The sequence below is a fragment of the Erysipelatoclostridium sp. An173 genome (genome assembly GCF_002160495.1).
GTDB classification, from domain to species: domain Bacteria; phylum Bacillota_I; class Bacilli_A; order Erysipelotrichales; family Coprobacillaceae; genus Thomasclavelia; species Thomasclavelia merdavium.
Genome location: NZ_NFKR01000010.1, coordinates 76,616 through 93,427, shown reverse-complemented (window position 1 = coordinate 93,427; position 16,812 = coordinate 76,616). Strand labels below are relative to the sequence as shown.

Annotated in this window: 15 protein-coding genes; 2 read left to right on the top strand and 13 right to left on the bottom strand. The window is 28.6% G+C overall.

Annotated elements, in window-relative coordinates; all coding sequences use genetic code 11:
- Positions 1-49 precede the first annotated feature (49 nt).
- The 10 genes from B5F09_RS06400 to B5F09_RS06355 all read right to left on the bottom strand — a co-directional run bounded on the left by B5F09_RS06400 (position 50) and on the right by B5F09_RS06355 (position 9,687).
- The gene (locus tag B5F09_RS06400; RefSeq protein WP_087372799.1) at positions 50-628 is read right to left on the bottom strand and encodes an IS3 family transposase; all 579 of its coding nucleotides are present in this window, start codon (positions 626-628) and stop codon (positions 50-52) included.
- A gap of 41 nt (positions 629-669) precedes the next feature.
- The gene (locus B5F09_RS06395; RefSeq protein ID WP_087372796.1) at positions 670-951 is read right to left on the bottom strand and encodes a transposase; all 282 of its coding nucleotides are present in this window, start codon (positions 949-951) and stop codon (positions 670-672) included.
- 59 nt (positions 952-1,010) lie between these two features.
- A complete protein-coding gene (locus B5F09_RS06390; protein ID WP_087372793.1) occupies positions 1,011-1,667 on the bottom strand; it encodes a tyrosine-type recombinase/integrase in 657 nt (218 codons plus the stop codon).
- Positions 1,664-2,623 (bottom strand): tyrosine-type recombinase/integrase, encoded by a 960-nt coding sequence (locus B5F09_RS06385; RefSeq protein ID WP_087372791.1) that lies wholly within the window; start codon positions 2,621-2,623, stop codon positions 1,664-1,666. Before B5F09_RS06385 ends, B5F09_RS06390 begins: the two co-directional genes overlap by 4 nt.
- Positions 2,598-3,851: a tyrosine-type recombinase/integrase gene (locus tag B5F09_RS06380; protein WP_087372789.1), complete on the bottom strand. Its 1,254-nt coding sequence runs from the start codon at positions 3,849-3,851 to the stop codon at positions 2,598-2,600. The genes B5F09_RS06385 and B5F09_RS06380 overlap by 26 nt, the downstream gene beginning before the upstream one ends.
- Positions 3,852-3,975: 124 nt before the next feature.
- Complete coding sequence (locus B5F09_RS06375) at positions 3,976-4,104, bottom strand: helix-turn-helix transcriptional regulator (RefSeq protein WP_087301694.1); 129 nt, start codon at positions 4,102-4,104, stop codon at positions 3,976-3,978.
- Between the two features lie 401 nt (positions 4,105-4,505).
- On the bottom strand, positions 4,506-4,730 hold the full coding sequence (locus B5F09_RS06370; RefSeq protein ID WP_087372786.1) for a DUF1653 domain-containing protein: 225 nt from the start codon (positions 4,728-4,730) through the stop codon (positions 4,506-4,508).
- Between the two features lie 9 nt (positions 4,731-4,739).
- Positions 4,740-5,621 (bottom strand): ribokinase, encoded by an 882-nt coding sequence (locus B5F09_RS06365; protein WP_087372783.1) that lies wholly within the window; start codon positions 5,619-5,621, stop codon positions 4,740-4,742.
- Positions 5,622-6,532: 911 nt separating this feature from the next.
- Positions 6,533-7,228 (bottom strand): TIGR00266 family protein, encoded by a 696-nt coding sequence (locus B5F09_RS06360; RefSeq protein ID WP_087301700.1) that lies wholly within the window; start codon positions 7,226-7,228, stop codon positions 6,533-6,535.
- 518 nt (positions 7,229-7,746) lie between these two features.
- Positions 7,747-9,687, bottom strand: coding sequence for an NAD(P)/FAD-dependent oxidoreductase (locus B5F09_RS06355; RefSeq protein WP_087372780.1), 1,941 nt, complete (start codon positions 9,685-9,687; stop codon positions 7,747-7,749).
- 129 nt (positions 9,688-9,816) lie between these two features.
- Here B5F09_RS06355 and B5F09_RS06350 point away from each other — a divergent pair, with 129 nt between their 5' ends.
- Together B5F09_RS06350 and B5F09_RS06345 are read left to right on the top strand one after the other, a co-directional pair.
- On the top strand, positions 9,817-10,389 hold the full coding sequence (locus B5F09_RS06350; protein ID WP_087301704.1) for a TetR/AcrR family transcriptional regulator: 573 nt from the start codon (positions 9,817-9,819) through the stop codon (positions 10,387-10,389).
- 37 nt (positions 10,390-10,426) lie between these two features.
- Complete coding sequence (locus B5F09_RS06345; RefSeq protein WP_087372777.1) at positions 10,427-10,942, top strand: hypothetical protein; 516 nt, start codon at positions 10,427-10,429, stop codon at positions 10,940-10,942.
- 170 nt (positions 10,943-11,112) lie between these two features.
- Here B5F09_RS06345 and tnpB read toward each other — a convergent pair whose 3' ends face one another.
- The 3 genes from tnpB to B5F09_RS06330 all read right to left on the bottom strand — a co-directional run bounded on the left by tnpB (position 11,113) and on the right by B5F09_RS06330 (position 16,812).
- Entirely contained in the window at positions 11,113-11,373 is a 261-nt protein-coding gene (gene tnpB / locus B5F09_RS06340; protein WP_087372774.1) for an IS66 family insertion sequence element accessory protein TnpB, read from the bottom strand.
- A 196-nt stretch (positions 11,374-11,569) separates the two neighbouring features.
- A complete protein-coding gene (locus tag B5F09_RS06335; protein WP_087372771.1) occupies positions 11,570-12,820 on the bottom strand; it encodes a TIGR02679 domain-containing protein in 1,251 nt (416 codons plus the stop codon).
- Entirely contained in the window at positions 12,820-16,812 is a 3,993-nt protein-coding gene (locus B5F09_RS06330) for a TIGR02680 family protein (RefSeq protein ID WP_087372768.1), read from the bottom strand. The genes B5F09_RS06335 and B5F09_RS06330 overlap by 1 nt, the downstream gene beginning before the upstream one ends.

The following is a 16,812-nucleotide window of genomic DNA, read 5'->3' as shown; positions in this document are numbered from 1 at the left end:
AGTTAAGGATCCATATAGTCTGGATTAACAGGAATACTATACCGAAGAATTAGGCTATTTTCATCTTACGTATCCAAAACTTCGGTATAGTTTTTTCTTCGGCATAGTCCGAATGAAACAATTCTATCTTACTTAAATCATATTTTATTGAATAAAGTGCCTTTTCAACCAGTTCGGCATTTTTATTTTTTCCAGCTGCATATCCTACAATCTCTCTGTTATACAAGTCTAACATAAGACATATATAATTCCATTTGCCACCTACATTAACATATGTCAGATCACTGACAACTACTTTCATTCTTTTTTCCTGTTTAAAATTCCGATTAAGCTTATTATCTATACTGTCATTATTACATTTTGTTTTGTGTAGTTTATACTGCTTTACTGTATAGCTGGATACCAGGCCATTTTTCTTCATGATACGTCTGATTCTTCTTCTGCTGACGATATGGCCGCGCTTGGCTAATTCCACTTTGATCTTCCTTGAACCATAATTGTTTCGACTATTTTTAAATATTTCTTTTATTAAATCAGTTAAATCATGATCATTGGATTTTTTCTTTTTTAAATTATTATTGCGATTATAATATAACGACGATCTAGGTATATCTAATAATTTGCACATAGCGCTGATTGGATATTTATCTGCGTTGGAAATGATAATATTTATTTTCGTCCCATAATCAGCGCTGCCTGCTTTAAAATATCATTTTCCATTTTTAATCGCTGATTTTCTTTACGAAGTTTAATAAGTTCTTTTTCTGCATCGCTGCGATTATCTTCGATATTAAATGAACCGGTAGAGTTAAACTTATTAATCCATGAAGATAGAGCAGAAGGAGTTAATTCATATTCACGAATCAATTCAGCTCTAGGTTTACCACTATTATATAATTCTACAATTTTTTGTTTAAATTCATCACTATAGGTTCTTCTTTCTCTTGCCATTTTAGTTTACCTCACTTTTACTTTCTAAATTGTAACAGTTCTCTTAGAAACTGTCCAATTTAGTGTAACCTATCCATTTTTAATATTTTTGTAGCTTGTTTACTTAGTGGAGTCGCACGATATTTTCTTCCTTTACCAAGAATCTTTATATCACAAACATCTTTATTGAACCTTAGATCTTTCAATTTAAGACTTAGTAATTCATCACAACGACAACCAGTATCATATAATATAGTCATAAGACAACAATCTCTTCTACCTTTTCTCTTATTTATATTTGGTTGGGAAAGAATAGCATGAACTTGTTTTATTGATAGTTCTTCTTTCAATTGATTTTTTTCTGTTTTCATTGGAGTGATGTCCTGTATTTTTGAATAATTCAAAGGATCTATATGACCGTTTTTACATAAATATCCACAGAAAGTTTTTAATTCGCTCAATCGCTTATTGATTGTCGTATTTTTATTATTGTTACTTTCGTTTAGCCACTTCATGAATAATATGATATTTTCAGAAGAAAAATCATCAACTGTAATTTTCCAAATCTCTTTATCTCTTTCGCTTTTTAGAAATTTAAAATATACGCTGAACATATCTTTATAAGATTTAATTGTATTCGGTTGTCGTCTTTTATATTCAATCAGATAGGTGTTCAAAAAAGTGTTGCATTCTTGAGCTATTAGTCTGGTCGCTTTACTTATTTTTAGTTTGCTCATATATCATAGCCCCATTTCGGATAGATTGATTCAAAAAGATCACAATCAATCTTAGCCGCCTTTCTTAAATGTTCAGGTAGCAAATGTATATAATAGAGCGTATGCCTGATATCTGTATGGCCCATATAGACTGATAGATATGGTAAAAGCATCGTGATGTCTTCGCTATTATTTATCCATTTTATCAAATTTTCAGTAGCAAACATGTGCCTGAAGCAATAAGATCTAAAATTTGGCTTATTAAATCCGGTTTTCTTTTTAAAATGCTTGATACAATAATATAAATCATCTGATGTATATCTTTTTCCATCTGGCTTATCAAAAAAATAATCATGATATAGCGATACGTGGAGATTCATATAACGATGACAAAGATCAAGCATATCTGAAGACATGATGATATGCCTGTCTCTATATGATTTTGTTTTTCTTATATAAATATCGCCAAAAGCAAGATCAACATCGATAGTCTTCAGATTCAATACTTCCTGAGGTCTCATACCACAACAATACATCATTCTGTATAAAATTGGAAAAACAACTTTTCTATTAGCTCTTCGTTCATACAGATCTTTATCACTATAGGAATCAAGATGATCGAAGAACATCTTAAGCTCCTTATCATTTAAAAGATAGGGTATGAATTCAGTCCTTTTTTTCCAATAAGTATAATCTTTATCAGGAATATAAGCTTTACGTCCTGTTTGATTGATGTATTTAGAAAATGTACGTATTTCAGCAATAGCATTTGCATATGTGTTATGATTATTATGAGGGTGAAGTTTCAAGTATTCTTGTAGCATTTCTTCGGTAACTTCCTCCTCGTTCCCATAGTTTGAATAAAGAAATTGAGCATATCTTTTTGCATAATTCATAGCATAGCCTGCATATCCTGTACCTATTCGAAATTTAATGAATGATTCAAAATCATCAAGGATCATCTTGTTTGTCTTCAAAATAGACACCTCCTTCAATTTGAATTTTTTGAAAATCCAAGGCACATTTCATCACTTTAAATCTATCATAGGACATATAGCGATCATCACTAGAAAAGGAAGTATGTCCCAGCATCTGAGAAGCAGTTTTAGAATCAACATTACTGTTTACGAGCTTGGTTGCAAACATTCTCCTTATGGAATGAAGTCCTTGATATTTTTTCACTTCTACATTCAAGATTTTTTTTGAATAATCTTGAATTTGTTTAGTTATAGTAGCATGATTCTTCATAAGGCGAATAGGTGATGTCAAGGTCATAAAAATATAATCATTATCCTGTGAATCAATAGGTTTTTTTCGATAATTGATGATATATTTTCCTAACAGGTTTAGAGCTTTATTGGGAATTGGTAAAACCACAGGAATTTGAGTTTTTAATTGTGTAAACATCAGGAGTTGTCTATCCCAGTCAATATTCTGAAATTTTAAATTAACAGCATCGCATCCTCTTATGCCTGTAAAAGCAGTCAAGCCAACAAAAGCAGCAAAGCGTGAACCGCTAGCACTATTAAGATTCAAAGCATATTCGATCAATTTAGAAATCTGGTCAGGATCAAAAGGTTCAATTAAACTTTCGTTTCTTCTAGCTTTTATATGTTCAAGATTTAAATTTAAGTGAGCTATTTCACAGGATTTAAGATATCTGGTAATCAGATCCAAAGCTTTAATAAAATATCTGATATCTTTGTGCGTCTGCTTATAATCAAAAATGATCTGAATTATTATTTCATCAGTTAAAGATTCTAATACGATATTCTTTTCTTCCAAATAGCAAAAAAACTTTCTTAAAGAAGCAATAATATATTGGCTAACATTGATCGAAGATGATTGAGCAAATGTACAAATTTTTTCAATCATTAAAAGATTTTCTTCACTGGGATTATATTTATATAGGGATTTTCGTCTATAATGACTCTTCGGCTCTAATCCTTTAGAAATATCCAACAATATCCTGAGCCATCTTATTCTCGAATTAAATGTGGAGCGAGATAATTGAGAGTTTTCATACATAGATGTATACTCATCAATAAGATGAATAATGATTTTAGAATCAAATTCCTTTTTATCAGTAAATAATGGAAGTAACTTATTTTTGTAGAATAATTTAGATGTATATATCCATTTTTCTGAAAATTGATCCTTTTCTATAAAAGCCATAGCCCTATCAACAACCTCATCTATCGTCATAATTTCACCTCCTTTCTACTATCATTTTAACAAAAAAAGATTCCGACATTTTAATCAGTTCACATCAAAAAAGACCAATTATCATCAAAGATAGTTGGTCTTATGTTTTTATTTATCGGAATCTTTAGAAAGTCGGGATATCATTTTCCCAATTAGAAATAGTTTGTCTAGATACATAAACCATTTCAGCTAGTTTTTCTTGTGATAATGATTTTTCATGACGCAATTGTTTTATATGTTTTCCTAATTGCATTTTCTCCCTCCTTTCATAAAAAGTATAACTTAAAGTACTTTTTTTGTCTGTCAAAAGTCTTTTACATTACTTAAATATATTAAAACCACGAAAAACTTTCGTGGTTTTATAAGTATCATCAATTTCAATATATAAATAATCAATGTAATTAAATTACCTTTTATCACTACAAATACGACCCACAATGTCTGTATTTAATTTTTGTCATATTTTAACTAAACAATCCTTCCTAATCCTACTCTAGATAATAATCCAGCTAACATCATTACAAAAGATCTTACCTATTCTAAAAATAATTGAGTAATAAAAATACTTACAACACAATTAAAAATGAAACCAATAACTGAACTAATAATTATACCAAGTAACCCTAAAGAAGTAAAAACAGTTTTTAAAACATCTTATTCAATACATTCAAAACGATATTCCTGACTAGCATCAGGATAACGTTCTTTGTCAACTTTGGAGATAAACATTTCTAATGGTCGAGCAAAAATTTCATAATCACCATAAAGTGCCTGATAAATTACCAATTGTTCTAAAGTTTCACTATGGGTTGCTAAATATAACACGCGATATTTTTTGCCCTTAAAATGGCGATACACTTTATTTAACTGTAAGTCCATAAAATCCTCCTAATTATTTTTTTCAAGTTCTTGCCATGTTGGGATAGCACTAGCACCACCTTTTCTAGTAATTGCTAAACTAGAAGCTTGAGCTGCTTTTTTTAAAGCATAGCTAATATCATTACTAGTAAAATAAACACTAAAGAAAAAGCCTGTAAACGTATCTCCAGCACCAGTTGTATCTAAACACGAACAAGGATATGCAGACTGTCTAATGATTTGCTGACAATCTTGATAAATAGCTCCCTGGCTTCCTAAAGTTAAAATAATTTTTATATGCGGATATTCCTGAATTAATGTCTCCAATATTTTTTCTGGCTTTTCTTGATTGGTTAATGCTTGTCCTTCAACTTCATTTAAAATTAAATAATCAATCTGTTCAAAAGAAATTTTTTCTTTGATATTATTTACTGGTGAAGGATTTAAAACAACAAGCATTTCTTTTTCTTTAGCTAAGTTGATCATTTCATCAATACGATTAACTTCATTTTGTAAAAATAGACAATCTCCTTTAGAAAAATCCTTAAAAGTCATTTTGATTTCATCACTAGTAATAGTTTGATTAGCCCCACCATAAAGTAAAATACAATTTTCACCTTGCTGATCAACTTGAATAATAGCGTGACCACTAACTTCATCACTTATTTGTAAATATTTAGTATTAACTCCTTGATTTTCTAAAAGGTCTTTTAAAAATAAACCATCTTTGCCAATCTTTCCAGCGTGATAAACCGGAATATTCAAACGAGCTAAAGCAATTGACTGATTTAAACCTTTACCACCTGGTAATTCATAGTAACTCAGTGATGCACAAGTTTCTTTAGCCCGAACAAAATGCTCAACTTCATATATTTTATCAATATTTAACGAACCATAATTTAAAAATTTCATTTTTTTCCTCTTTTCTTAATAATATTTTTATTAAATAAAATTTTGATTATCAATTGCCTTGAAAATCCTTTTATATAAATATTGTCTCATTTAATTAGTCATGTATTAATTTAATGCCATTGCCATCTTGGAAATCGTTTTTTATTTTATGGTCATAATAAAACTTTTTTACTTTATCCATAAAAAGATATTGTAGATAATCTAAAAAATTGACTAAAGCTAAATCGTGAGCAGTAATAAATACTGATGATTTAGTATTAATGGTTTCACTGACAACGATTCACTAAAATATATATGACATGCTTTAGCCATAATAAGATTAACACCAAACGTCTTTAAAAAAGTTGATTTACTTGAAGTATTAGCGTAAATAAATTTTCTACAGCATTTTTATTAACAGATGATAATAATTTTGACAATCTATTTTTATTACCTAACCATAATCGAAAATATATGTTTTTCGTTTTTTCTTAAATCAGCAATTATTATTGCCATATCTACGAGCTCAATCGATTCATACATCTTTATATATATATTTTCTTCTAATTTTTGAATAAGTTAAGTGTAATTAATTAAATATTTTTACTAATTCTAATTCACCTTCAACAATTTTATCATAATGATTTTTTATCTTATGTAAATATTCTTTATTATTTTTATCTAAGAAAATCATTAGCAAAATAATGTAATCTTTATAAATACTAAATCATAATTTTTTTAACATAGCAGTCCTATTATTAAAATCAAGATACTAACTAAAAAACTATAAACACCCCAATCATCAGTTTACACAAATAAAATTTATATTTTTAATATACAATATTAATAATTATTTTCTTTACCAATTTTAATGAAAATGAACCGTCATTATTAATATAATACGGTTCATCTCATTAAATCTTTTTACTTAATCAGTTAGATGATGGTAAAAATGGGCGTATTGCATCCGCTAAATTATGAACATTTCTAGTTTGAATTAAAACTGTTCCACTACCATGAAACTCATTAACAAGACCTTCACCCGTCGTAAAACCAAATAACCCACTAGCAACATGAATATCATAATTTAAAGAAGCATCCCAGGCAACAACATGTTCATTATCAATTGTAACAGGATAATCAGGAGTCACTTCTAGTGGCAAAATATCTCCAAAAGCACTTACTAAAAGATCTCCTTCACCTTGACTTTGCATAATAAAGAAGCCACCAGTTCCCCCAAACAATGCTTTTCCAACATTTTGTGATTTCATAATATAATCAACACTTTCATCACTGGCTAAAAAAGCTCCAGTATTTAAACAATATTGTTTATTTGCTTCTACATGTAAACAATGAATCTTACCTGGAATAGCAGGTGCAATTCCGATATATGCATCATTACTATTTCCTGTTGCATGTGTCATAAACATACTTTCACCACTAGTAAGACTTCTGCCTATTGCTCCTAAAACACCACCAAGGCCTTTTTTAGAACTATTCATTTTCCCTTCTAAATCAACATTAGAAACATAAGCCATAGCGCCTCTTTCAATCTTAGCTTTTTCATTCATCCCTAATTCAATATGCACTAATGGACAATCCGAGTCACCTAATATTTTGTATCTCATTTTCCTTCCTCCTTGTTACTTGTTATCTTAATTATAACATGAAGCGATTTTGTTGAATATCATTGATTATTTAATATTCAAATTTCATTAAAATTTATAAGTTTTTAAAACTTATAATTAAGATAAACTAATAAGCAATCCAGGCATTCCAATATTAGTTATAAGTAATATATGGTAGTCAATTGTATGAGTAAATATAACAAAAAATATTTTTTACTATTCTAGAAACAATTACAATGATTCTTGCTTTTATTGGATTCTTTATTTTTAATGATTCATCATCTAAATTATTAAAGGCACATTTTTAGTACAACTATAAGTCTCTACTATTTGTTTGCATCTCAAGGCGCTACTTTCATTCTTCATTCAAGCTATCGCTTTCCTCAAAAAGATTTTTTTGCATAACTACTTACCACTCCATGGTTTTAACATACTTTCATATGTTCAACTAACTTAAGTCAATATATTTATACAATTATAAATATTAAAAGGCTATGTTTTAAAGCATAGCCTTTTAACTAGTCAATTGATGAACCGGCATAATATCCTTCACGAATAGCATTACCGATTTTTCCAATTTTATATAAGTCTCCAATTTTACGAGTTTTATTATGATATTTACTGTCAATTATATCAGCAATATCAGTTAATGGTTTCATACCAAAGGCTGAAATAATTGTATCTGCTTCAACAATTTTTTCTCCTTTAGAAGTTTCAACATGGACACCATCATCATCAATTGAAACAACTTTAGTGTTTGTCATTAAAGTAACATTATTTTTAGCTAATTGATTAAATAATGTAATCTTATTAATAAACATAGCATCTTTGGCACATTCTTCAGTCATTTCAATAATTGTAACTTTTTTACCTTTTTCACTTGCAAGTTCTAAAGCTGCGTCACATCCAGAAAGTCCGCCACCACAAATAACAATATCGTCACCTTTAATTAAGCTTTCATCACTATGCGCTGTCATAATATCAATAACCTTACTATTATCAATACCTGGAATATTTGGAATTACTGGTACGGTTCCTGTTCCTACAAAGATTACATCTGCTTTTTCTAAAAATTCTTCTTCACCAGTTACAGTAGTATTTAAATGAACGTCAACACCTAATTTATCTAACTGGTATTCAAAATAATCTGCTAATTCTTTAATCTTTGTTTTAAATTTAGCTGTAGCAATTGTTCTCATTGTTCCACCTAAACGACTACCTTTATCATAAATTGAAACATGATGTCCTTCTAATGCCGCAACTCTGGCAGCTTCTAAACCAGCAGGCCCTGCACCAACAATAACAACATTTTTAGGATCATCTGTTTTTTCAAGATGGAATCTTACTTCTTCCATTGCCTCAGTATTAACAGCACATCCTAATTTAGTATGATTATTCCAAATACGTCCAATACAGAATTCATTACAGCGAATACATGGTCTTACTTCTTTTCTTAATCCCTTCATTAATTTTTTTGGTAAATCAGGATCAGCAATCAAAGGTCTACCTAATGATGCAAAATCTGCTTCACCAGATTCAATTAATCTAAGGGCTGATTCAGGATCATGATTTCCAGCATTTAAAAGTGGTTTATTAGTATGTTTTCTAGCTTCTTTACAAACATAATCCATACAAGCTGTTCCTAAATATGCTGGTGGGAAAATATAATCTAATGTTTCATAACTTCCAGCATCAATATCAAAAGCATCAATGTTTCCATCATCTAAAGCTTCTAATAATTTCATTGATTCTTCTAAAGTACGACCGCCTTCAAAACGATGATCTAATGAAATACGGAAAATAATTGGCATATCAGGCCCAACAGCTCTTCTAATAGCAGCAACCATTTCTCGTGGAAATCTAGCTCTATTTTCAAATGATCCTCCATATTCATCAGTTCTTTTGTTCCAGCAAGGAGACATAAACTGGTCAATTAAATATCCTGCATGAGCATGAATTTCAATACCATCATATCCAGCGTCACGTGCAACACCAGCTGCAAATTCTGTCATTTTCATAATATTACTAATTTCATCTTTTGTTAAAGCATGACAAATAATATTTGGATCAAAAGCACTTGGAATAGCAGAAGCTGACATTGGCGGATTTCCGTTAGTATCAGGGAAAGCATTTCTTCCTGTACCTGGTGAAATTTGACAAATAATTCTAGCACCATAACGGTGAACCCCATCAACCATACTTGTAAGTGCTGGTAAAACTGTATAACTGTCGAGATATCCTTCCATTGACCCTTGGGCGATTGCTTCATTTAACATTTGACAACCATTAACAATCATCCCTACGCCACCTTTAGCACGGCGAATGAAATAATCAATTTCTTGTTCATCTTTTCGACCATTAGTAAATGCTGAGTTTGTCCCCATTGGTGAAAAAGATAAACGGTTTTTTACTTCCATCTTACCTATTTTCATTGGTGTAAATAATTTTTCATAATTCATTTTAATTCCCTCCTACAACACGGTATTATAAAATGTTACTCTAGTAATATTTTACATCTATAAAGCGCTTTCATCAATATCTTTTTTGCATCTACATTAAATATTTGTTATAGTAAAAATGGTGATAATATGTACAAAGATGTTAAAAAGAATATAATTAGTATTTCATATAATTTATTTAAAGAAAAAGGGTATGATAATGTAACTATTAATGATATATGTGACAAATGTAATATAACTAAAACAACTTTTTATCGTTATATTTCATCAAAAGAAGATATATTAACTTATTTTTTTGATCAAATTAATGATGAATTATATGATTTGATTGTTAATATTACTTCTGCTGATAATTACTGGCAACAAATCATCTATGTCTTTGATCTAATTATTGAACGAATGCAGGTATTTACTAAGGATTTATATGCTCAGCTTTTTATCACAAATCTTAAAAACAATCATGGAACTTTTGATGAAATTGATATGGTAAAAACGGTTGTTTGTATTTTAATAAAAAAGGCTCAGGAAAGTAATCAAATTCATAATCAATCTAATCCTGAAGAACTTTATGATATGTGTTCTCAAATTTGTTTTGGTTGTGGTATTAAATGGTGTTTGAATTTAATTGATGATGTTCGAAAAGAATTTATTAAAAGTATTTCACTAGCGTTGCAAGTTGATAGTAGGATAATTGAAATCTAAATTATTTAATTGACTAAATTTAAAGGAAGTGAATTTTATGGAGATTATATGTACATTTAAAATTAGTGATTCTAATGAAATATCTGAAGCGATGTTTCCTAAAAGAAATGTTTATATTATTAATGGTGGTTCAATTTTTATCTTAATTTATGTATTAATAAATTGTTTACAAAATAATCTTGCAACAAATATTGTTTTATTTTTGATAGTTATAGTTGCTATTGCTGTACTTCAATATTTTTTATATAGACAAAAGAAAAATTATTCTCATCTTATCTATGAACGATTCCAAGAAACAAATACTGGTGATGAAATTATTTATAAATATAAATTTGATGATCAATTTTTAGCAATAACAAATACAAATACTAATGCCCATGTTGATATTAATTACCAGCACTTTAATCAATATCTAGAAACTACTAATTATGTTTTAGTTGTTTCCAAAGCTAAACAATATATTATTTTTAATAAAGATATTGCTAAAAAATATGAACTAAAAGAATTTTTCATGCAAAAAAATCCATCAATTCGTACTAAAAAAGGTATCTAAAGCGTAAGTGGTCTATAATTAACACACTGTCGTCACACCATTAACATGGTATCGTCAGCACATTAAAATATCCACCTGTTTGATGAGGCTGATGAACTGGAATCATTAATGCCATGGAACATAAAGAAAGCTCAGGTATCAAGAACTTGATACCTTTTTTTTAGCCTGGATCAAAAAATCCTTTGTTTCATTTCATGGAATGTTTTGGACTGATGGATACTCAAACCATCGAGCAGCCAGCTAAGCTGTTTTTTAGTGATCAGCATAGCTTCATTTTCATTGCTTGGCCATTGATATTTAGATTTGTCGGTAACGGTCTTAGTATAAAGTTCAAAACCATTGATGCACCAGTGAAGAACCTTAATCGATTTTCTGGTTCTATTAGAAATGATAAACACAGCATCTGATAACAGATTTAAGCAGTTCTTCATCGAAACCGGGGAAAAGCTTTAATCTAAAACCATTATATTCCAACTGGATGAAAATATTTTTGCTCATACGACCTCATTTGTAAGTATTATCTCACAATCATTGGTTCACTTATAGTGTGTTAATTATAGATCACTTACCCTAAGAAATAATATTGAAACTAAAAAGCCTCAAAAGTGAAATATTCTCTTGAGGTTTTTACTTAATCGTTTTTTTATAGAAAGAAATCAGGCCTTCCTGATAGCCAAAAGCAGTATTTTTAATTATTAAATCAGCAATATTTTTTAATACAGGGGTTTGAAGATTACTAAGCTTTTTTAATCTTTTACTAGAGAGATGTTGCTGCTTAGATAAAATTTGATAAAAATTTTCTTTACTATAGCCCCACAAATTAAGGGAGTCTAAATATCTTTGTTTCAATTTATCACTAATTAATAATCCTTCCGGATCAAAATCACCTGCATAATATAGGTTGCAACCACTTTGGCTTAAAAAATCTAATAACATATAAGTACATAAATTAATTTGCCCATTGCTGCAAATCAACCCTACATCTAGCTGCTTATCTTTAATATAATTTACTAAAACTCGAAAAACTGATGGGTTTTCAACAATATAAACATGCATTACTTTAAACTTTTGATTTACTTGCATCAAGTTATAGAGATTCATATTCCATGGTTCATAGTTTTGATAAAATCCTTCCCAATTTGAAGCACCATCGGGTTTAAGATGGCAAATATAACAGTTATTGGACAAATCATCTTTTAGTAAGCCAGCTTGAAACAAAATCTCATTTACTTTATGGAGCGTTAATTTTTGCTTATCAATTTTTAATAACATGATAATCCCATCAATTAATAACTTTTTGTGGAAATCCTGATCAAAAAAATGAGGATCACTAGTAATTTTTTGACTAAAAACTGGTAATAAAAGGTATTGATTGTGATAAACTGGTAAATTATTTAATGCTGTTGCTATTTTATCCAATAATAATAAAAATTCATTTTCATTATTATAAATATAACGATTTACTTGCCTATCATTGTCTAAATATTCTTTTAGCCATGGATAACAACGTTTTTGTTGATATTTAGTAATAAAGTATTTTTTGAAATTTTCAATCAGTACTAATTTTTGAGAATTTATTTCTTTATTAGTAACTATAGGTTTGGTAGCTACTTTTTTTAGAACATCTAAATAATTAATTCCTTCAAATTTTGTTTCTTGTAATAATTGATTAAATTTATTATAACTTAATTTTAATGTGCCATTAGTTAAATCAACACCTAATAAAGCACCTATTGTTTCTTGTTCTAGAGATGTTAATTCGTGTAAAATTATTTGTCCACCTAAATGCCCTAAACTTTGATATTTTCTAATCCAGGCTTCGTTAAATCTTTTAAAACCGGGATGTTTAAAATATTCGATACAATCTTTTGATATCATCAGATAACGGCTTTACGGATATGTCCGTTCCACTTATAGGCTACTTTAGTAACAAACGGAGCATTATTAGGTCTAAATAATTCATAAATAGCTAGCGATTTACAAGAAGGATAATCACCCCATAAAACTTGTGAATTCATAATATAATCAAAATCAAATTTAGTTATTAAAGCAAATAAATTATCAATATTATTTTCATCAACTCCTGCAAAAGCTTCATCTAAAGCAATCAAATGCGGAGCATCAGATCTAGCACTTTCAAATTTCGCTGCAACTGCAGAAAATAGCGGTACATACATTGAGATTGCTTTTTCACCACCACTATATGCAAAAAAGACTCTATTGGTTAATTCTTTACGATTTTCATTAGGTTTTTTCGCATATAATACAAATTCAAACCATTGACGATAATCCATTACTTCTTTAATTAATTGATGAAATGAGGCCGTTATATTTTCATCAAGGCTTAATCGCCGTGCATTTTCAATCTTGGTCCTAAAATGCTGGGATATTTTTTGCCGATCACTGTCTTTTAAAACACGATAATCTTTTTCTAGTAATTTAACTAAATCTTGAATATCCAATTCATCATCAGCCAAAGATTTTTTACTTTGCCATCTTAAAGTCAATTGCAATCCACTGCTAGTGTTCATATCTTTTATATACCGTTCCATCTTGTCAACCCAACGTCGACTTGCTTGAATACGATCTCTTATTTTTTTACCAATTGTATTTACTAAAATTTCTTCAAAAATATGACGATCCTCTTCTTGAATTAACATTTTTTGCGATTCAATTCGTTCTTGTAAAATATTTAGTAACTCTTTAAATGGTATTTTCTTTCCTAAATAAGTAGCTTTAATTATAAAGTGACCATTGACATCATCAGCTTCATGACATAATTCATCAACTTCATGAGTTAAATGATATTGCGACAAATAAGATGCTTGTTCAAAAAAGACTCCTTGTAAACTAGTTGCATATTCATTAACTGATTTAGTAATTTTAATTTTACTAGCTAGTTGTTTTATATTTTTAAACAAATTATCATCTTCAGTAAAGATAAAACCATATTGTAGTTCCTGCATTAAGATATCGTGGTATTTTTGAGTACATTTTTCTTGTAAAACTAATTGTTCTTTTAAATTATTTAATTCTTCTTTATTATAGGCTTGTTCAGCTTTTTTAGTTGAAGATGACGATACATTATCTTCAATGGCTTGTTGCAAAGCGATGATTTCTTGATCAAGTTGTTCTAATTTAAGTTGTAAATCGGTATACCCGGCTTCTTGTAATTGTTGTTCAATAGTTTTAATTTTACCTTGATTGATTTGATAATTATGTTTTAAAGTAGCTATTTCACTATAAAGTAAATCAACATCATCTTGATATTCTAGTAAATTATCTTGATTAATTGTTAAGAGTGATTTTATGTTAGTAATGTGATCTAAATTGTTTTTTAATTCATCTAACTTATTAACATACTCTTCAATACTTTCAAGTCTATTTATTACTGCTCCTTTAGAAACATTAATCAATAATTCACTACAATCTTGTTTTATTTGTGAATAAATGTTTTCCAACATATTTTCTTTATCTTTTTTATGTTTATTTAATTGATTGATTTTATCCTGAATAAAATCAATTTCTTTTTGCGTTCGTTCTATTTGTAAATATGCTGTTTTAAGTTCTTTTTCATCTTTAAAAGATTGCATTTCTTGTTTTAATAAAGCAACTGAATCATTTAAATTGATGATATCATTATCAATTAATTTGATTTGATGATCTTCATTTTCTAATTCCTGTTTTAATTGTTCTAATTTCTTTTGACGATATTGTTCACGGCTTTGAAAACCAATATAATTAGAATTAATATTTCCGTCAATAGAACCCTCTAGAATACCATTTTTAAAATAGCGTTCATTGATATCTAATGTCCCTGTTAACTCAATTCCCAATTGTGCTAATGAACTCAATAAACTATTTTTGTCAAACGGCATTGTTAATAATACCGTCTTTAAATCATTAAGATTGTTTTTAGTCCATAGATAATAATCATGTCCTAAATCATCACCATTAATCAATAATTCCTGCCACTTTTCTTCTATGACAATTGCATCTAATAAATGCATTTGTGATAAAATCTCTTCTATTTTATTTTTAGCATCTTGGTCTAGAGATTGATCAAATTCTAATAATTTAAATAATGGTGTATATTCAATATGCTTATTAGCTAAATTTTGACGATAAAGAGTTGTTAATTCATCACGAATTGGTTCAATGTCCGTTTTATTGAGCCAGTTTTGGTATTCGTTTTCTAAAGCTCGATATTGGTCATGATGCTGTCTTAATGTTGTTTTTAAAGAAGCAAGCTCATTAGTAAGTTGCTCCAGTTGTTTTAAATAATTATTATGGACTATGTTATAAATTGGTGTATATTCTTGATTATACTCGTAATCAATTAAATGATTAGTCATTTCTTCGATTTCTAAATTACTAAGTTTTAAAATACGATTTATTTCATTAAACTGATAAAAATATTCTTGATATTGATTAACACAATTAGAGTATTGGTTCGTTGCATTTTGATATTTTTGACTCCATTTAGTTAGATCATTATTATATACAGCTATTTCATCATTAATGCTTTGTATTTGTCTATAGATTGAATCATGTTGATTAAATAGATTAATAATATTTTGTGTTTTATTTTTTTCTTGTTTTAAACAATTTTTAGTATATTCAAAATCTATTGCTTCATTATTATTTAATGCTTCTTTAATAACGCTATGTTCACTAAAAGGAAAATCTTCTACAATGTGATTTAATGTATTAGTAATATTGTTATATTCTTTTTCTAGCTGGTATATTTCATTTTGGTATTTTTCAATTTCATTTTGTAAATCAATTACTTTGTTAGTTTTGTTTTCATGTTGTTCTTCTTTTTGATTAATCTGGTTAGAAAATAATTGATTTTGATTTTTTAAATTTACTAATTCATCATGCATATTTTCAATATTAGGATTGATCAAATCCTTTTTCTCGCTTTGTTTAATTTCTAAATTAATTTTATTTTTTTGTAAATCTTCTTGCAATTGATAATATTCAGCATCAATTTTTCTTAAATTTGATTCTTTTTCTTCAATATCTTTAATAATATGATTTTTTTGCTCATTTTCACGACTAAATTTTTGCCATTTATCAACTAAAATCACCTTATTATAAACATCATATGCTTGATTAATTCGTTTAGCAGCATCGTAACTAGTATTTAAATTTTCTAGATCATCTTGAAGATTATCCATACTCGTTATTGCTTCACTCATTGGGCGTAAATCATCTTCACTTAACGGTTGCAATGACTGAGCTAGTATTTCATTGATTTTAGAAGGACTCAAAGAATTAGATAATTTTGGAGAACGTAATTGCAACAATAGATCAATTGCATCTTTATAATCATCAATATTTTCAAAACCAAATAAGCTATCATTTACTTTGCGCATATATTCTTTTTGGCTAGAAATTACTTGATCACCAAGTACGTTTTCTAATTGTTTCTTTGTCAATGTAAAATGATTTTCCATTAATTTAAAATCAATATTGACTCGACGATTATCTTCAATTACAAAATACCAAGTATCCAATGGTTTGTTTTTTCGTGCTCGTATCCCCATACCAATTGTTTTAAATACATCACTAGCTAACCTTTTAAATTCCAAATATAAATAACCAATTCTTTCATCACGGTCAGAGTTTTCATCAATTAAATATGTATCCATTTTTCTAGAACGGGTACCAAAAGGATCCAACCTTTCACTGCTACGATTCCCATCTAATAATAATGGAATCATGCTTTGCATTGTAACTGATTTTCCACTTCCGTTGCTTCCTCTAAGTAACATATGACCATTTTCAAAATTAAATTCATCATTTTCATAACACCAGAAATCAACTAATCCCAAACGATTCATTTTCCATTGGCTTAAACTCAT

What these genes read in the sequence shown, in the direction of transcription:
- B5F09_RS06400 (WP_087372799.1), bottom strand. Translation starts at nt 628, where the DNA reads ATGTGCAAATTATTAGATATACCTAGATCGTCGTTATATTATAATCGC.
- B5F09_RS06395 (WP_087372796.1), bottom strand. Translation starts at nt 951, where the DNA reads ATGGCAAGAGAAAGAAGAACCTATAGTGATGAATTTAAACAAAAAATT.
- B5F09_RS06390 (WP_087372793.1), bottom strand. Translation starts at nt 1,667, where the DNA reads ATGAGCAAACTAAAAATAAGTAAAGCGACCAGACTAATAGCTCAAGAA.
- B5F09_RS06380 (WP_087372789.1), bottom strand. Translation starts at nt 3,851, where the DNA reads ATGACGATAGATGAGGTTGTTGATAGGGCTATGGCTTTTATAGAAAAG.
- B5F09_RS06375 (WP_087301694.1), bottom strand. Translation starts at nt 4,104, where the DNA reads ATGCAATTAGGAAAACATATAAAACAATTGCGTCATGAAAAATCATTA.
- B5F09_RS06370 (WP_087372786.1), bottom strand. Translation starts at nt 4,730, where the DNA reads ATGGACTTACAGTTAAATAAAGTGTATCGCCATTTTAAGGGCAAAAAA.
- B5F09_RS06365 (WP_087372783.1), bottom strand. Translation starts at nt 5,621, where the DNA reads ATGAAATTTTTAAATTATGGTTCGTTAAATATTGATAAAATATATGAA.
- B5F09_RS06360 (WP_087301700.1), bottom strand. Translation starts at nt 7,228, where the DNA reads ATGAGATACAAAATATTAGGTGACTCGGATTGTCCATTAGTGCATATT.
- B5F09_RS06355 (WP_087372780.1), bottom strand. Translation starts at nt 9,687, where the DNA reads ATGAATTATGAAAAATTATTTACACCAATGAAAATAGGTAAGATGGAA.
- B5F09_RS06350 (WP_087301704.1), top strand. Translation starts at nt 9,817, where the DNA reads ATGTACAAAGATGTTAAAAAGAATATAATTAGTATTTCATATAATTTA.
- B5F09_RS06345 (WP_087372777.1), top strand. Translation starts at nt 10,427, where the DNA reads ATGGAGATTATATGTACATTTAAAATTAGTGATTCTAATGAAATATCT.
- tnpB (WP_087372774.1), bottom strand. Translation starts at nt 11,373, where the DNA reads ATGAAGAACTGCTTAAATCTGTTATCAGATGCTGTGTTTATCATTTCT.
- B5F09_RS06335 (WP_087372771.1), bottom strand. Translation starts at nt 12,820, where the DNA reads ATGATATCAAAAGATTGTATCGAATATTTTAAACATCCCGGTTTTAAA.
- B5F09_RS06330 (WP_087372768.1), bottom strand. Translation starts at nt 16,812, where the DNA reads ATGAGTTTAAGCCAATGGAAAATGAATCGTTTGGGATTAGTTGATTTC.